This window comes from Streptomyces sp. NPDC001549 (assembly GCF_042894025.1).
GTDB lineage: Bacteria > Actinomycetota > Actinomycetes > Streptomycetales > Streptomycetaceae > Streptomyces > Streptomyces kutzneri.
This window is the reverse complement of the sequence record NZ_JBIAVJ010000026.1, coordinates 53,386-70,077: the sequence shown is the minus strand read 5'-3', so window position 1 is coordinate 70,077 and position 16,692 is coordinate 53,386. Positions and strand designations below refer to the sequence as shown.

The following is a 16,692-nucleotide window of genomic DNA, read 5'->3' as shown; positions in this document are numbered from 1 at the left end:
CCAGGAGCTCACGGTGGCCGATCTGGCCTTCGTCGTCACCACGGTCGCGGTCTTCGCGCTGGTGGCTCTCATCGCCCGGGGGGTGACCAAGCTGTGAACGCCGAAAACATCATCGGCCTCGTCGTGGCCGTCTCCCTGCTCGGATACCTCGTCCTCGCCCTTGTGTACCCGGAGAGGTTCTAGCCACCGATGAGTCCCGTTCTCGCTGGTGTGCTCCAGCTCCTCGCACTGATCGCCGCGCTCGCGCTGGCCTACCGCCCGCTGGGCGACTACATGGCCCGCGTCTACTCCTCCGACAAGCACTACAAGCCGGAGAAGTGGATCTACAAGGCCATCGGCGCCAATCCGAGCGCCGAGATGCGCTGGCCCGCCTACCTGCGCGCCGTCCTCGCCTTCTCCGCGGTCTCGGTCCTGTTCCTCTACGGCCTCCAGCGGGCCCAGGGCATCCTGCCCGGCTCGCTCGGCTTCTCCGCGATCGACCCCGACCAGGCCTTCAACACCGCCGCCTCCTTCGTGGCCAACACGAACTGGCAGTCGTACTACGGCGAGCAGGCCATGGGCCACGTCGTACAGACCGGCGGCCTCGCGGTCCAGAACTTCGTCTCCGCCGCGGTCGGCATGGCCGTCGCCGTGGCCCTCGTACGGGGCTTCGCGCGCTCCCGCACCGGTGAGCTGGGCAACTTCTGGGCCGACCTGGTCCGCGGTGTCTTCCGCATCCTGCTGCCCATCTCCGTGATCGGTGCGGTCATCCTCGTCGCGTGCGGCGCCATCCAGAACTTCGCCGGCATCCACGAGGTCGGCCAGTTCCTCGGCGGCACCCAGCAGTGGAACGGCGGCGCCGTCGCCTCCCAGGAGGTCATCAAGGAGCTGGGCACCAACGGCGGCGGCTACTTCAACGCCAACTCCGCCCACCCCTTCGAGAACCCGACCCCCTTCTCGAACCTCTTCGAGATCTTCCTGATCCTGCTCATCCCCTTCGCCCTCACCCGCACCTTCGGCCGCATGGTCGGCAACCTGCGCCAGGGCTACGCGATCCTCGCCACGATGGCCACCATCTGGATCGGCTTCACCGCGCTGATGATGTGGACCGAGTTCGCCCACCACGGCCCGGCCTTCGACGTCTCGGGCGGGGCGATGGAGGGCAAGGAGACCCGCTTCGGCGTGGGCGCGTCCGCGATCTTCTCGGTCGCGACCACGCTGACCTCGACCGGCGCGGTCAACTCCTTCCACTCCTCGTACACGGGTCTGGGCGGCGGCATCCAGCTGCTCGGCATGCAGCTGGGCGAGATCGCGCCCGGCGGCGTCGGCTCCGGCCTCTACGGCATGCTGATCATGGCGATCATCGCCGTCTTCATCGCCGGCCTGATGGTCGGCCGCACCCCCGAATACCTGGGCAAGAAGATCGGCACCCGCGAGATCAAGTTCGCGGCCTGCTACATCCTCATCACGCCCGCCCTGGTGCTCGGCTTCACCGCCGCGGCGATGGCGCTGGACACCCCGGCGAACTCGATGACGAACTCCGAAGCGCACGGCTTCTCCGAGATCCTCTACGCCTACACCTCGGGCGCCAACAACAACGGCTCCGCCTTCGCGGGCCTGAACGCCGACACCCAGTGGTTCAACAGCACCATCGGCATCGCCATGCTGCTCGGCCGCTTCCTCCCGATGGTGTTCGTCCTGGCGCTGGCCGGCTCGCTCGCCGAGCAGAAGCCCGTACCGGAGACGGCAGGCACGCTCCGCACCGACAAGCCCCTCTACACGGGGCTGCTTGTCGGCACCATCCTCATCGTCACCGGTCTGACCTACTTCCCGGCCCTCGCGCTGGGCCCGCTTGCCGAAGGGCTCGCCTCATGAGCACCATCACCCCCACCCGCGCACCACACGAAGACATCCCGACAGGCCACAAGCCGGCCGGGCGGGTCGGCGGCGGTCTCTTCGACCCCAAACAGCTCCTGAAGTCCTTCCCCGACGCGATCCGCAAGCTCGACCCCCGCATCATGATCAAGTCGCCGGTCATGTTCGTCGTCCTGATCGGCTCGGTGGTCACCACCGTGCTCGCGATCAAGGACCCGACGGACTGGTTCGGCTGGGCGATCACCGCCTGGCTGTGGCTGACCACGATCTTCGCCAACCTCGCCGAGGCCGTCGCCGAGGGCCGTGGCAAGGCCCAGGCAGACACGCTGCGCAAGGCCAAGACCGACTCCGTCGCCCGCCGCCTGACCAAGGACGGCAAGGGCGAGGAGCAGGTGCCCGGCGCTGAGCTCCGTATCGGTGACCTGGTGGTCTGCGAGGCCGGCGACATCATCCCCGGCGACGGTGACGTCGTCGAAGGCGTCGCCTCGGTGGACGAGTCCGCCATCACGGGTGAGTCCGCCCCTGTTATCCGGGAGTCCGGCGGCGACCGCAGTGCGGTCACCGGCGGCACCAAGGTCCTCTCCGACCGGATCGTCATCAAGATCACGACGAAGCCCGGCGAGACCTTCATCGACCGCATGATCGCCCTCGTCGAGGGCGCCGCCCGGCAGAAGACACCCAACGAGATCGCGCTCAACATTCTGCTCGCCTCGCTGACCATCGTCTTCCTGCTCGCCGTGGTGACCCTGCAGCCGTTCGCGATCTACGCGGGCGCCGAGCAGTCGATGATCGTGCTGACGGCCCTGCTGGTCTGCCTCATCCCCACGACCATCGGCGCCCTGCTGTCCGCCATCGGCATCGCGGGCATGGACCGCCTGGTCCAGCGCAACGTCCTCGCGATGAGCGGTCGTGCGGTGGAAGCCGCCGGCGACGTCTCCACCCTGCTGCTCGACAAGACCGGCACCATCACCCTCGGCAACCGCCAGGCCTCCGAGTTCGTGCCCGTCAAGGGCACCACGGCGGCGGAACTGGCCGACGCCGCCCAGCTGTCCTCCCTCGCGGACGAGACCCCCGAGGGCCGCTCCATCGTGGTCCTGGCGAAGGAGAAGTACGGGCTGCGGGAACGCCACCAGGGCGAACTGTCCCAGGCCGAGTGGATCGCCTTCACCGCGCAGACCCGTATGTCGGGCGTGGATGTGGACGGCAAGCAGACCCGCAAGGGCGCGGCCGGATCCGTCATCACCTGGGTCCGGGAACAGGGTGGCCAGGTCTCCGACGACGCAGACACCCTCGCCAACAAAATCTCGGAGGCCGGCGGTACACCGCTCCTCGTCGCCGTCAAGGACGAGAAGGGCGCTCGCGTGCTGGGCGTCATCCACCTCAAGGACGTGGTCAAGGAGGGCATGCGCGAGCGGTTCGAGGAACTGCGCCGCATGGGCATCAAGACCGTCATGATCACGGGTGACAACCCGCTGACCGCGAAGGCCATCGCCGAGGAGGCGGGTGTCGACGACTTCCTCGCCGAGGCCACGCCCGAGGACAAGATGGCCCTCATCAAGCGGGAGCAGGCGGGCGGCAAGCTCGTCGCGATGACCGGTGACGGTACGAACGACGCACCGGCGCTCGCGCAGGCGGATGTCGGCGTGGCGATGAACACGGGTACCTCGGCCGCCAAGGAGGCCGGGAACATGGTGGACCTGGACTCCAACCCCACCAAGCTCATCGAGATCGTCGAGATCGGCAAGCAGCTCCTCATCACCCGCGGGGCTCTGACCACCTTCTCCATCGCCAACGACGTCGCGAAGTACTTCGCGATCATCCCGGCCATGTTCGCGGTGGTGTACCCGGGCCTCGACAAGCTCAACATCATGGGCCTTGCCTCGCCCGAGTCGGCGATCCTCTCCGCGGTCATCTTCAACGCGCTGATCATCATCGCGCTGGTGCCGCTCGCCCTGAAGGGCGTCCAGTACAGGCCGACCAGCGCCGACAAGATGCTCCGCCGCAACATCGGGCTGTACGGCGTGGGTGGTCTGATCGCCCCGTTCATCGGCATCAAGCTCATCGACCTGCTCATCTCCCTCATCCCCGGAATCGGCTGAGACGACAATGAACAACTCAGTAGGCAACACCGTCCGGCTGATCGGCGCGGGCCTGCGAGCCCTGCTCGTCCTGACCGTGATCTGCGGGGTCCTCTACCCGCTCGCCGTCACCGGCGTCGCCCAGGCCCTCTTCAACGACAAGGCCAACGGCTCCGAGATCAAGGACCAGAGCGGCCAGGTCGTCGGCTCCTCCCTCATCGGGCAGAGCTACAACCTGCCGAAGAACGACCCGAACGACGCCGAAGAAGCCGCCAGGCCGGACCTCAAGTGGTTCCAGCCGCGCCCCTCCAACGGCCTCGGCTCCAACAGCGTCAACACCCAGTACTCGCTGATCCTCTCCGGAGCCACCAACCGGTCCGCCGACAACGGTGCCGTGAGCGGCCGGTGCACCAAGGACGCCGAGGAAGGCACCCTCTGCGCGCAGGTCGTCGCCGCCAAGGAAGCCGTCATCGCCGACAACTCCACGACGGGCCACCAGGTCGAGCCCGAGGACGTCCCGGCCGATGCCGTCACCTCCTCCGGCTCCGGCCTCGACCCGAACATCTCCCCGGAATACGCCAAGCTCCAGGTCCACCGCGTCGCCGAGCAGAACAAACTCGACGTCAAGCAGGTCGAGAAGCTGGTCGAGGACCACACAGAGGGCCGCACGCTCGGCTTCATGGGTGAGCCCCGCGTCAATGTCCTGGAGCTGAACATCGCCCTGAAGTCGCTCTCCAAGAGCTGAGCTCCACATCGCACGGACCGGGAGCCGGCAGGGCGCGGAGTCTCCCCCAGCTGCCGCTGGGCGGGGCCCCGCCCCCGCCGGCTCTCACCGTGCCCGTTACGAAGGAAAGGCTGCACACCGATGACCCGGGTGCTGGTGGTGGAGGACGACCCTCAGCTCGTCCGCGCGCTGAAGATCAACCTCCAGGCGCGCAAGTTCGAGGTCGAAGAGGCCTCCGACGGCGGCTCGGCCCTGCGGCTCGCGGCCGCACGCAAGCCGGACGTCATAGTGCTGGACCTCGGCCTCCCGGACATGGACGGCATCGACGTCATCAAGGCCGTCCGCGGCTGGAGCAAGGTCCCCATCCTGGTCCTCTCCGCCCGCCACACCTCCGAGGACAAGATCCGGGCCCTGGACGCCGGCGCTGACGACTACGTGACGAAACCGTTCAGCATGGACGAACTCCTGGCACGGCTGCGGGCGGCGGCGCGGAGACATGAAGCGCCCACGGCTTCGCAGGCCGACGAAGTCACCGTGGTCACGACCGACGGGTTCACCGTCGATCTGGTCGCGAAGAAGGTTCGCCGTGGCGAGCGCACCGTACGGCTCACCCCGACCGAGTGGCACCTGCTGGAAATCCTCATCACCCACCCGGGCCGGCTGATCACCCAAAGTCGGCTTCTGCTGGAGGTCTGGGGCCCGACCTACGGCGAGAACACCAATTACCTGCGCGTCTACATGGCCCAGCTACGGCGCAAACTGGAAGCGGATCCTTCGCATCCGCGGTACCTGATCACCGAACCCGGCATGGGCTACCGCTTCGAACCTTGATCACCCGCCCGATCCACGGCACGGACCCCCGTCGTCAGCAGAGAAGAAGAGTCGGAACATGGGACGCGGCAAGCTCCGCATCTACCTCGGCGCGGCACCGGGCGTCGGCAAGACGTACGCGATGCTCTCCGAGGCGCACCGCCGGATCGAGCGGGGCACCGACTGCGTCGTCGGCTTCGTCGAACACCACAACCGGCCGCGGACCGAGGTGATGCTGCACGGCCTGGAACTCATCGAGCGACGCGAGATCGAGTACCGGGGCAGCACCTTCACCGAGATGGACGTGGACGCGATCCTCGCCCGCCGCCCCGCCGTGGCGCTGGTCGACGAGCTCGCCCACACCAACGTCCCCGGCTCGCGCAATGCCAAACGGTGGCAGGACGTCGAGGAACTGCTCCAGGCCGGCATCGACGTCGTCTCGACCGTCAACATCCAGCACCTCGAATCCCTGGGTGATGTGGTCGAGACGATCACCGGGGTGCGGCAGCGCGAGACCGTCCCGGACGAGGTGGCCCGGCGCGCCGACCAGATCGAGCTCGTCGACATGTCCCCGCAGGCGCTGCGCCGCCGCATGGCACACGGCAACGTCTACAAGCCGGACAAGGTCGACGCGGCGCTTTCGAACTACTTCCGTCCCGGGAACCTGACCGCCCTGCGTGAGCTCGCGCTCCTGTGGGTCGCCGACCGCGTGGACGAGTACCTCCAGGAATACCGCGGCGAGCACAACATCCGCTCCACCTGGCAGGCCCGCGAACGCATCGTCGTCGGTCTGACCGGCGGCCCCGAGGGGCGTCAGCTCATCCGACGCGCCGCGCGCCTCGCCGAGAAGGGGGCCGGCGGCGAGGTCCTCGCCGTCTACATCGCAGCCAGCGACGGACTGACCTCGGCCTCGCCCAAGGAGCTGGCCGTTCAGCGCACCCTGGTCGAGGATCTGGGCGGCACGTTCCACCACGTGATAGGCGAGAGCGTCCCCGACGCGCTGCTGGAGTTCGCCCGCGGCTGCAACGCCACCCAGATCGTCCTCGGCGTCAGCCGCCGCCGCTCCTGGCAGTACGTGTTCGGACCGGGCGTGAGTGCCACGGTCGCCCGCGAATCCGGACCCGACCTCGACGTCCACATCGTCACGCACGACGAGGCCGCCAAGGGCCGCGGCCTGCCGATCGCCCGCGGTGCCCGTCTCGGCCGGTCCCGCCTCATCTGGGGCTGGCTGACCGGTATCGCCGGACCCGCGCTCCTCACCGTTCTGCTGAACCAGGTCCTTCCCGACCTCGGGCTCGCCAACGACATGCTGCTGTTCCTCACCTTCACGGTGGCGGCGGCCCTCCTGGGAGGCCTGCTGCCCGCCCTGGCCTCGGCGGCCTTCGGATCCCTGCTCCTGAACTACTTCTTCACCCCGCCGCTGCACGAGTTCACCATCTCCGACCCGAAGAACATCGTCGCCATCGCGATCTTCGTCGGCGTCGCCGTGTCGGTGGCCTCCGTGGTCGACCTGGCCGCCCGCCGGACCCACCAGGCCGCCCGGCTGCGCGCCGAGTCCGAGATCCTCTCCTTCCTCGCCGGCAGCGTCCTGCGCGGCGAGGACTCCCTCGACGCCCTCCTCGAACGGCTCCGCGAGACCTTCGCCATGCAGTCGGTCGTCCTCCTCGAACGAAGCAGTGAGGTCGATCCCTGGAACACCGCCTCGTCCGTCGGCACCAGCCCTGTCAGCCGGCCCGAAGACGCGGACGTGGACCTGCCCATAGGCGACAACATGGCGCTCGCCCTCACCGGCCGGGTACTGCCCGCCGAGGACCGGCGCGTGCTCGGCGCCTTCGCCGCCCAGGCCGCAGTCGTACTCGATCGCCAGCGCCTCGTCGACGAGGCGGGCAAGGCCAAGGAACTCGCCGAGGGCAACCGCATCCGCACCGCCCTGCTCGCCGCCGTCAGCCACGACCTGCGCACCCCGCTCGCCGGGATCAAGGCCTCCGTCACCTCCTTGCGCTCCGACGACGTCGACTGGTCCGAGGAGGACAAGGCCGAACTCCTCGAAGGCATCGAGGACGGCGCCGACCGCCTCGCCGCCCTGATCGGCAACCTCCTCGACATGTCCCGCCTCAACACCGGCACCGTCGTCCCCCTCATCCGGGAGACCGACCTCGACGAGGTCGTCCCGATGGCGCTGGGCGGCGTACCGGAGGACAGTGTCGACCTCGACATCCCGGAAACGCTCCCGATGGTCGCCGTCGACCGGGGCCTGCTGGAGCGGGCGGTCGCCAACATCGTCGAGAACGCCGTCAAGTACAGCCCCGACGGACAGCCGGTCAAGGTCACGGCGAGTGCCCTGCACGAGCGGGTGGAACTGCGCGTCGTCGACCGTGGCCCTGGCGTCCCTGACGAGGCCAAGAGCCGGATCTTCGAACCCTTCCAGCGCCACGGCGACGCCCCACGGGGCGCCGGAGTCGGCCTCGGCCTCGCCGTAGCCCGCGGCTTCACCGAGGCCATCGGCGGCACCCTCACGGCCGAGGACACCCCCGGCGGCGGCCTCACCATGGTCATCACCCTCCCCATAGCGGGCGACGCACCGCCGGTCACCGCGGATCTCCCGACCTCGGCGGTCACCTGAATCGGCCCGCGGGCGGGCCCGAAAATCGAGAGCCACGACGACCGACAGACGCACAACCGGCGCGGGAAGGGCCGCGAGTCCACTTCGGCCGGTGCACACGTCGACGACCGAAACACGCGAGCCGCCCAGCTCCGGTATCCCCACACCGAGAGCTGGACGGCTCATGTGTTGTGCGACGGTTGACCAGCACGCGGTCGCACCGGCCCGTACCCCCACGGCCGGACCGTGCGCGTCTTGGTCGATGTTCAGGTCACCGGCCTCCAGCCGCGTGCCACCGGACCGTCACCGGCTCCGTCACTCCGCCAGTCTGCTCCCGGCCGACCTCGGTGACAACGCTCCTTGACGCGTTCCTTCCACCCGGCTGCCGATCTTTGACGCGCCCCTGATGACCTGCGCGAAAGCCGGATTCGCACCGTCACCCGACATACATCAGAAGGCCGTCAAGGTCCCGTTCGGGATCTTGCCCCGGTATCCCTGATGCGCTGGGATGGGCTCATGAACAGCGGTCCGCGCTACGACGATCGGCCACCGAATCAGGTGCAGCCGACAGCGCCCGCTGTCCGCCCGGCCCTCTGACTTCGGCCGCGCGTCCTGCGCGTACCACCCGCCGCCGGCGTCCCGAAGGACTCCGGCCGGGGCTCCGTACGCGTCCTCCCCTTCACCGCATGACCTGAGCCCTCGCCCCTGCCGACGCCGGGGCGCCGGGCGCGTCAGCCATGCCTGCTTCCAGGAATCCGACATGTCTTCTTCCCTGTCCGGACGTACCGTCCTCGTCACCGGCGCCACCGCCGGCATCGGCTGCGAGACCGCCCGCCAGCTCGCCGAGCGGGGCGCCACCGTCCTCCTCCACGGCCGCACACCCGAGGAGGCCCAGGCCGCCGCCGACCGGCTCGTTGCCACCGCCGGTGTGGACGGCGCCCGTCTCCGACCGCTCGCCGCCGACTTCGCCCGCCTGGAGGAAGTCGAGAACCTGGCCCACGCCGTCGTACGGGAGCACCCGCGCCTGGACGTACTCGTCAACAACGCGGCCATCGCAGCCCCCGAGCGTCACACGCTCACCGTCGACGGCAACGAGGTCGCCTTCCAGGTCAACTTCCTCGCCCACTACCTCCTCACCAACCTCCTGGAATCCGCCCTCACCACCGACCCCGGCGGGCGCGTCGTCAACGTCTCCTCCTCCCTCCACCGCACCGCGGCCATCCAGTGGAGCGACCCGAACCGGGAGCGCCGCTACTCACGGCTCGCCGCCTACGCGCAGTCGCAGCTGGCCCTGACCGTCTTCGCCTCCGACCCGCGCGTCACCGCCGTCTCCGTCCACCCCGGTGTCTGCGCGACCGGTCTCCTGCCGCTGTACGGGAACGAGGGCGAATCCGCCGCCGAGGGCGCCCAGCACGTCGTTCGTCTCTGCGACCCGGCCACCGAGATCGTCAACGGCGCCTACTACGACCGCTCCGAGCGCGTCGCCCCGGCCGCCGCCGCCACCGAGGACCGCACGATCAAGCGCCTCAACAAGCTCGCCGACCTCCTCGTCGGCCACACCGCCTGAAGGGATACCCGCACATGTCGAAGCGCGCACGCAAGAAGAGGGCCCGCCGCAAGAAGGGCTCCAACCACGGCAGCAAGCCCTCCTGCTAGCCATAGGCCCCATCCGCGGGGCGGCCCACCGAACCGGGCCGCCCCGCCTCCATGTCCCGACAGGAACCCTCGTGATCAACTTGCCGTCCCACCGACTCCCGGCGCTCGTCCGCTGGTTCCCCACCGGGGCCCCGGCTCGGCCGCCCTGACCGAGCACGTACTGACCACCGAGGCCGGCCGCTGGTGGGTGGACCGCGTCATCCAGCCGCGCGTGATCGCCGCCGAGTGCGGGGACCACGTACTCCTGCGCGGAGACCCGCAGGCCCTGACGCCGACGGATCTCAGGGTCTTCGCGGACCGCTCCATCGAGGCACCGGGCCGCTTCCTTCCGCTGATCGGGGCCGCGTTCGACAGGGTCGCGCCCTGGCAGCGCGTGGTGTACGTCAAGCGCTCCCCCGTGCCCGCCACCCGGCCGCCCAGGGGGGTGACCGTACACAGGCTGACCGCCCGGGACACGCGCGCTCTCAGCCCAGCTGGACCTGCTCGGCGGGCAACCGCCCCGGCCGCCTGCTCGCCTGGACCGCCGGCTTCCGCCCCGAGCTGGAGTACGCCCACTACGCCGTCGGCAGACCGGCGGCGACCGGGAAAGCGGCGGCAGGCCGGTCGACGGTGAACTCGTCGGTCTCGACCACCGCTTCCTCCGCGGCGGCCGGCTCCTGACGCGGCGTGCGGCGGATGACGGCTCCCAGGCGGGCCAGCAGTTCGTCCATGCTGAAAGGCTTGGTGACGTAGTCGTCGGCGCCCGCGTCCAGGGCCCGGATCTTCTCCTCGGAGCCGTGGCGGGCGGAGACCACCAGGACCGGCACCTTCGACGACCTACGCAGTTTCTTGATCACATCGATGCCGTCCATGTCCGGCAGCCCGAGGTCGAGCAGGACCACGTCCGGGCGGCACGCCGCCACGGCGTCCAGGGCCGCGCCCCCGTCCTGGGCGGAGTCCACTTCGTACTTCCGCGCCTTCAGATTGATGACCAGCAACCGAGCCAGCTGCGGTTCGTCATCCACCACCAGCACCCGGGTCATCGGCGTGCCGCCTTCCTGTCGTACGTCCCCTGGAGATCCGGCCGTCGTGAGCTGCTGACGAGCTTCGGACAGGGCAGTCAACTGGAGGAAACAGCGGCTATCGGCCGCCTCGGCAGGCGTTGACGACGTCCATACGACCGTGGGCGCTACTTTGACGCCCTTGTTACGCCACGACTCGCCCGGCGGGCGGGGCGTGAGCCGCGTACGACCGGGTCAACGTTCCTCATCAGAGCGGCGTCAAGGACTCGCATACCTCCTTGAGCCCCGCCTAGTGAACCAGTTGGATGAGCGATGTGAACAGCGCTCTGCGCCATGACGACCGACCGCCGCATACGGTGCGCCCGGCCTCGCACGCTGTTCACCTGCCGGTGCGCTGACGCACCGCCCCATCCGCGGCCGCCCGCCCCGCCCGTTGCGCGGGCGGCCGCTTCACCCCGCGCCTGCCCCCGCTCCGGGTCGGCGCGGGGCCTCACCCTTCGCCTCCTCCCGTTCGCCCGCCCGGTCGGCGATCGGACCCGCGTGCCCGCATGGGCCCCGCCTCCCCGCTCTCGTAGCCGAGCACCATTTGGAGAACGTCGTGATCGAAATCGCACCGCGGCAACTTCCGGCCCTGAGCCGCTGGTTCCCCACGGGCTCGCCCGGTCCCGGCGCCCTCGCCGAGCACGTGCTGACCACGGGCGTCGGCCACTGGTGGGCCGACCGCCCGGATCAGCCCCGTGTTCTCGCCGTCAGCTGCGCGGACCACGTGCTGCTGCGCGGCGACCCGAGCGTCCTCGCACCGGACTCGTTGAAGCGGTTCGCCGGCCAGTACGTCGAAACTCCCGCGCGCTTCTGGCCCACGCTCGGCCCTGCCTTCGAGCGCGTCGTCCCCTGGGAACGGATGCTGTACGTCTACCAGGCCCCTGCGACCCTCACCCGCCCGCCGCGCGGCGTCACGGTGAGACGCTTGACGTCCGGGGACGCTGCGGCGTTGGCCGAACTGCACTCCGGGAACGCCTGGATCCACGCCAGTTGGGGCGGACCCGGCGGCCTCGCCGCCTCCGGCCACGGCTGGGCCGCATTCGCCAAGGGCCGGATCCTGTCCGTCGCCTGCACCTACTTCCTCGGCAGCGCCTACGAGGACATCGCGGTCGTCACCGTGCCGGATCGCCGCCGCGAACTCCCCCAGCTACCGCTGGGAGGGGCCCCCACCGCGCTGGCCTGTGTCGCCGGCCTGACGGCCGACATCCAGGCCCGTGGACACACGGCGAGCTGGTGCTGCTCGCGCGACAACCGGCCGAGCCGGCTGCTGGCCTGGACGGCCGGCTTCCGGCTGACCCGCGAATACGTCCACCACGCCACCGGACGCGCCGTGGCATCCGAGGCCCGGGCAACGCCAGTACCCGCGTAGCCGGGCTCGCCGTGCCCGTTCCGCAACGCACGGCGTCGGCGCTGGGGAGCACGGCTCAGGTCACCAGGTCCAGCCGCGCCTCCTCCAGGTCCAGTGAGCGCTGCAGCCGTTGGCGGGTGGTGTCGCTGATGCGGTGTTCGTCGTACAGCCGCTGGAGTTCGACGGCTTCCACCCGGATCAGGTCGCGGCGCAGCAGCCGGTAGACATGGTCTGCGGACTCCGCCAGGTCGGCTTCATCCAAGCGGTCGCGGGCATGGTCGAGGCGGGCCTGCAGGCTGCGTCGCAAACGGTCCGCCACGACGTCCGGTACGGCTTCGATGTCGGACATCTCGTCCAGGCGCCGGATCCCGGCGGCGGCAAGGCTGCACCGGGCGGATGCCTCCTCGCGTTCGGTGTGGTCCGGTTCGAGGGCGATGCCGGAGCGGCGGACCACATCGGCCAGGGTGAAGCCCTGGGCGACCAGGGTGACGACCACCACCGATGTGGTCAGTACGAGGACGAGCGGGCGCTGGCCCAGCAGGCTGCCGTCGTCCGCCGCGGCAGGGATGGAGAGAGCCGCGGCCAGCGGGACGACGCCGCGCGTGCCCGCCCAGGTCAGCACGGCCGGCACCCGCCAAGAGGGCTGCGTACCCGCACTGCGCTGGACGATGACCGAGAGCGGCAGTACCCACAGCAGGCGCACGGCGATCAGGGTCGCGGCGACGACGAGGGCGTACAGGGGCCAGAGTCGGTCGGCATCGGTCAGCGCCGCGACCTGTCCGGGCAGGGTGAGGCCGATGAGACTGAAGACGACGCTCTCCAACAGGAAGACAACGGTGCCGTTGACGGCGTGCAGCTGGATCCGGATGCGGGCGTTGGTGAACCGGCCCGCCTGACCGCCGAGCACGACGCCCGCCACCACGACCGAGGTCACGCCGGACGCGTGCACCTCCTCGGCCAGCACGTAGGCGGCGTACGGGGTCACCAGGGCTATGACGGTCTCCAGTACCGGGTCCTCGGTCCTGCGGCGGATCAGAGCCACCACACCCGCAACCACTCCCCCGGCCAGGACGCCGCCGCCGGCGAGCAGCGCGAACTCGGTGCCCGCGGCCTGCCAGGACACCCCGGCGGAGGCCACGGCTACGACGACCGCGACTCGGAAGAGCACGAGCGACGTCGCGTCGTTGAAGAGGCTCTCAGCCTGTACCAGGACCTGGACGCGGGGTGGCAGGGCGAGGCGGCGGCCGAGGGCAGTGACGGCGACCGGGTCCGTGCTCGCGAGGACGGCACCCAGGACCAGCGCCATCTGCCAGGTCAACGGAGTGAGCAGCGACGCCACGGCCCCGACCGCGGCTGCCGAGGCCAGCACCAGACCGACCGCGAGCACACTGACCGGCTTCCACACCAGGCGCAGCTCGCGCCAGGACAGTTCCTCCGCGCTCGCGTACAGCAGGGGCGGGAGGACGACCAGACCGATCACTTCGGGGCTGACCCGTATCTCCGGAGTACCTGGTGTCAGCGCGACGACGAGGCCCGCCACAACGAGCAGTGAGGGCGCGGGAATCCGCCAGCGCCGGGCCCCTGTGGCCACGACCGTGGCCAGCACCACGAGGAACAAGACCGTACCGACACTGCGCATGACGCCCCCACCGAGTCGACGCAGGCCACGCGGCCCGCGACGCCGACCAGGCTTCCCGGCACACCGCCTTCACCCTATCGGCCTCCTGGCCGTCAATGCACCGTCAAAGTCCCGGCGGAGGGGCGTCAGGAGTGCGTCAGGGGCGTTCTCCTCATTGCGTCACTGGTGTTCGCTGGTGAGGTCGAGGGCGCACGGAGGAGTCGGGTACGGGTGAGCACGGAAACTGTCGTAGGCGTCATCGTCGCGGTGTGTCTGGTCGGCTATCTGGTCCTGGCGTTGTTCTTCCCGGAGAAGTTCTGACGATGGCATTCACGCGAGAGGCCACCCCGGAGGCGGGGCGGCCCGTCGTTCCCCCCGGCAGGCTCAAGGTGTTTCTGGGCGCGGCCCCCGGAGTCGGCAAGACGTACCGGATGCTCGACGAGGCCCACCGCCGGGCTGCCCGTGGCGCGGATGTGGTGGCCGGCTTCGTGGAGTGCCACCGGCGCCGGCACACCGAAGCGAGGCTCGACGGCCTGGAGACCCTGCCACCGGCCGCCCGCGAGTACCGCGGTGGCCGGTACGCCGAACTGGACGGGGAGGCTCTGCTCGCCAGGCGGCCGCAGGTGGTACTGATCGACGAACTCGCCCACACCAACGTCCCCGGGGACGGGCGGCGCCCGAAGCGCTGGCAGGACGTCGAGGACATCCTCGCCGTCGGGATCGACGTCGTCACCACGCTCAACATCCAGCACCTGGAATCACTCAGCGACGTCGTCGAGAAGATCACCGGGGTGCCGCAGCGGGAGACCGTACCCGACGAGTTCGTGCGCCGCGCCCACGAGATCGAGCTGGTCGACATACCGCCCGAGGGGCTGCGGCGCCGGATGGCGCACGGCAACATCTATCCGCCGGAGCGGATCGATGCCTCGCTGGCGAACTACTTCCGTCCCGGCAACCTCATCGCACTGCGGGAGCTGGCGCTCCTGTGGCTGGCGGGACGTGTGGACGAAGCCCTCCACAAGTACCGCACCGAGCACGGCATCGGGGACGTCTGGGAGACCCGGGAGAGGGTCGTGGTGGCTCTCACCGGTGGCCCGGAGGGTGAGACCCTCATCCGCCGCGCGGCACGCATCGCGAGCCGGTCCGCCGGCGGCGAACTGCTCGCCGTACACGTCGCCCGGAGCGACGGGCTCGCCGTCGGCGTCTCGCATGCGGCGCTGGCCGGACAGAGGGCCCTCGTCGAAGGCCTCGGCGGCAGCTACCACTCCGTCGTCGGCGACGAAGTACCCACCGCCCTGGTGGACTTCGCCATGGCGGAGAACGCCACCCAACTGGTCCTCGGTACGAGCCGCCGCCGTCGGCTGGAACGATTCCTCACCGGCCGGGGCATCGGCGACACGGTCGTGGCGCTGTCGGAGGACATCGACGTCCACATGGTCACGCACGAGCGGGCCGGCCACGGCCGGCTGCTCCCCTCCCGCCGCCGTACGCTCCCCACGTCCCGCCTCATCGCCGGACCGGTGGCCGCCCTGCTGCTCCCCTTACTGCTCACCCTCACGCTCGACCGCATGCGCGGCACGCTGAACCTCACCAGCGAGGCGCTGTTGTTCCTCGTAGCCGTCGTGGGCGTGGCCTGCATCGGCGGGGTGGTCTCCGCTCTGATCGCGGCGCTCACCGCTGCCCTGCTCCTCAACTACTGGTTCATGGCGCCAGTGGGCGAGTTCACCATGAGCGACCCGGACAGTGTGCTGGCGCTGGTGGTCTTCGCCGTCGTCGCCGCCACCGTGGCAGCCGCGGCGGACCGGTCCCTGCGCCTCTCCCGCCGTGCCGCGCGGGCCACGGCAGAAGCGGAAACGATGTCGTCGCTCGCGGGCAGCATCATCCGAGGCGACCAGACGATTCCGGCCCTGCTGGAACGTACACGGGAGACGTTCGGCATGGACACCGTCGAACTGACTCCCGAACCGCCCGACATCGGTCCGGGAACGGAGAGCGGACGTCCCGCCCGTCGCGAGGCGGGCCCCGCCCTTGCGGTGGCGGCCGGGCACGAAGCCTTCCTCGTCCTGCGCGGTCGTACGCTGCCGTCCTCCGAGCGACGCGTGCTGGCCGCCTTCGCCGCGCATGTCGGCGCGGCGGTCGAGCGGGCCCGGCTGGCCGAGGCCGCCGCCGAGGTCGAACCCATCAAGGCCGCCGACCGCCTGCGCACCGCCCTGCTCCGAGCCGTGAGCCACGACCTGCGAACCCCCTTGGCAGGGGCGCTGGCCTCGGTCAGCTCGCTGCGCAACCAGGAGGTCGAGTTCTCCGCCGAGGACCGCGCGGAACTCCTGGAGTCCGCCGAGGTGTCCTTGAACCGGCTCAACCGCCTGGTGGAGAACCTGCTCGATCTCAGCCGCCTGCAAGCCGGCGCGCTCACGCTCGACCTGCGGGCCACCACGCTGGAGGAGGTCCTGCCGGCCGCACTGGAGTCGCTGGACCTGACGCCCGGGAGCGGGCCCGCCATCGATGTGCAGAACCTCGAATCGGTACCGGCGCTTCAGGCCGATCCGCCCCTGCTCGAACGGGTACTGGCCAACCTCGTCGGCAACGCGGTCCGCCACGCACCCGCGGACCGCCCGGTGCTGGTGACCGCCAGCGCCCTGGCCGGGCGGGTCGACATAAGGATCGCCGACCGCGGCCCCGGGATCGCCACCGACGACCGCGAGCGCGCGTTCGAGCCTTTCCAGCGCCTCGGCGACCGCGACAACACCGCCGGACTCGGGCTCGGGCTCGCCCTGGCCAGGGGACTCACCGAGGCGATGGACGGCACGCTCACCCCCGAGGACACCCCGGGAGGAGGACTGACCATGGTCCTGTCCCTGCCCGTTGCCACCGTTGTGACAGCAGGGCGGTCCTGATCGCATGTCCTCATCCTTCCGCACTCTCCACCTGCGAGCTGGACTCGGCTATCACGCCCATCACG

At 70.1% G+C, this 16,692-nt stretch carries 11 protein-coding genes and 1 pseudogene; 10 read left to right on the top strand and 2 right to left on the bottom strand.

The genetic code is table 11. From position 1 onward, the window contains the following. Nucleotides 1-93 precede the first annotated feature (93 nt). The 7 genes from kdpF (ACFY04_RS33330) (at nt 94) to ACFY04_RS33300 (ending at nt 9,635) form a co-directional block, all read left to right on the top strand. Nucleotides 94-183: a K(+)-transporting ATPase subunit F gene (gene kdpF, locus ACFY04_RS33330; protein WP_033223114.1), complete on the top strand. Its 90-nt coding sequence runs from the start codon at nt 94-96 to the stop codon at nt 181-183. 6 nt (nt 184-189) lie between these two features. Beyond that, nucleotides 190-1,854, top strand: coding sequence for a potassium-transporting ATPase subunit KdpA (gene kdpA, locus ACFY04_RS33325; protein WP_389122612.1), 1,665 nt, complete (start codon nt 190-192; stop codon nt 1,852-1,854). Beyond that, nucleotides 1,851-3,953: a potassium-transporting ATPase subunit KdpB gene (kdpB, locus tag ACFY04_RS33320; protein WP_389122610.1), complete on the top strand. Its 2,103-nt coding sequence runs from the start codon at nt 1,851-1,853 to the stop codon at nt 3,951-3,953. Before kdpA ends, kdpB begins: the two co-directional genes overlap by 4 nt. A gap of 7 nt (nt 3,954-3,960) precedes the next feature. Continuing rightward, a complete protein-coding gene (locus ACFY04_RS33315) occupies nt 3,961-4,677 on the top strand; it encodes a potassium-transporting ATPase subunit C (protein WP_389122608.1) in 717 nt (238 codons plus the stop codon). Nucleotides 4,678-4,797: 120 nt separating this feature from the next. Next, nucleotides 4,798-5,487 (top strand): response regulator, encoded by a 690-nt coding sequence (locus ACFY04_RS33310; RefSeq protein ID WP_389122606.1) that lies wholly within the window; start codon nt 4,798-4,800, stop codon nt 5,485-5,487. Nucleotides 5,488-5,545: 58 nt separating this feature from the next. Beyond that, entirely contained in the window at nt 5,546-8,089 is a 2,544-nt protein-coding gene (locus ACFY04_RS33305; protein ID WP_389122603.1) for an ATP-binding protein, read from the top strand. Between the two features lie 739 nt (nt 8,090-8,828). Further along, the gene (locus tag ACFY04_RS33300; RefSeq protein ID WP_389122602.1) at nt 8,829-9,635 is read left to right on the top strand and encodes an SDR family NAD(P)-dependent oxidoreductase; all 807 of its coding nucleotides are present in this window, start codon (nt 8,829-8,831) and stop codon (nt 9,633-9,635) included. A gap of 682 nt (nt 9,636-10,317) precedes the next feature. Here ACFY04_RS33300 and ACFY04_RS33295 read toward each other — a convergent pair. Then, a pseudogene (locus ACFY04_RS33295) lies at nt 10,318-10,746 on the bottom strand (response regulator transcription factor); the annotation flags it as partial. A 577-nt stretch (nt 10,747-11,323) separates the two neighbouring features. On the opposite strand from ACFY04_RS33295, the gene ACFY04_RS33290 reads away from it, so the two are divergent. Then, nucleotides 11,324-12,136 carry a GNAT family N-acetyltransferase gene (locus ACFY04_RS33290; RefSeq protein ID WP_389122600.1) on the top strand — a complete coding sequence of 271 codons (813 nt, stop codon included), beginning with the start codon at nt 11,324-11,326 and terminating at the stop codon, nt 12,134-12,136. Between the two features lie 55 nt (nt 12,137-12,191). Here the strand turns inward: ACFY04_RS33290 and ACFY04_RS33285 are convergent, their stop codons facing one another. Then, nucleotides 12,192-13,754 carry a Na+/H+ antiporter gene (locus ACFY04_RS33285; RefSeq protein WP_389122599.1) on the bottom strand — a complete coding sequence of 521 codons (1,563 nt, stop codon included), beginning with the start codon at nt 13,752-13,754 and terminating at the stop codon, nt 12,192-12,194. Between the two features lie 210 nt (nt 13,755-13,964). On the opposite strand from ACFY04_RS33285, the gene kdpF (ACFY04_RS33280) reads away from it, so the two are divergent. After that, complete coding sequence (kdpF, locus tag ACFY04_RS33280; protein WP_326586603.1) at nt 13,965-14,054, top strand: K(+)-transporting ATPase subunit F; 90 nt, start codon at nt 13,965-13,967, stop codon at nt 14,052-14,054. A gap of 2 nt (nt 14,055-14,056) precedes the next feature. Continuing rightward, complete coding sequence (locus tag ACFY04_RS33275; protein ID WP_389122596.1) at nt 14,057-16,627, top strand: ATP-binding protein; 2,571 nt, start codon at nt 14,057-14,059, stop codon at nt 16,625-16,627. Nucleotides 16,628-16,692: the final 65 nt, after the last annotated feature.

What these genes read in the sequence shown, in the direction of transcription:
- kdpA (WP_389122612.1), top strand. Translation starts at nt 190, where the DNA reads ATGAGTCCCGTTCTCGCTGGTGTGCTCCAGCTCCTCGCACTGATCGCC.
- kdpB (WP_389122610.1), top strand. Translation starts at nt 1,851, where the DNA reads ATGAGCACCATCACCCCCACCCGCGCACCACACGAAGACATCCCGACA.
- ACFY04_RS33315 (WP_389122608.1), top strand. Translation starts at nt 3,961, where the DNA reads ATGAACAACTCAGTAGGCAACACCGTCCGGCTGATCGGCGCGGGCCTG.
- ACFY04_RS33310 (WP_389122606.1), top strand. Translation starts at nt 4,798, where the DNA reads ATGACCCGGGTGCTGGTGGTGGAGGACGACCCTCAGCTCGTCCGCGCG.
- ACFY04_RS33305 (WP_389122603.1), top strand. Translation starts at nt 5,546, where the DNA reads ATGGGACGCGGCAAGCTCCGCATCTACCTCGGCGCGGCACCGGGCGTC.
- ACFY04_RS33300 (WP_389122602.1), top strand. Translation starts at nt 8,829, where the DNA reads ATGTCTTCTTCCCTGTCCGGACGTACCGTCCTCGTCACCGGCGCCACC.
- ACFY04_RS33285 (WP_389122599.1), bottom strand. Translation starts at nt 13,754, where the DNA reads ATGCGCAGTGTCGGTACGGTCTTGTTCCTCGTGGTGCTGGCCACGGTC.
- ACFY04_RS33275 (WP_389122596.1), top strand. Translation starts at nt 14,057, where the DNA reads ATGGCATTCACGCGAGAGGCCACCCCGGAGGCGGGGCGGCCCGTCGTT.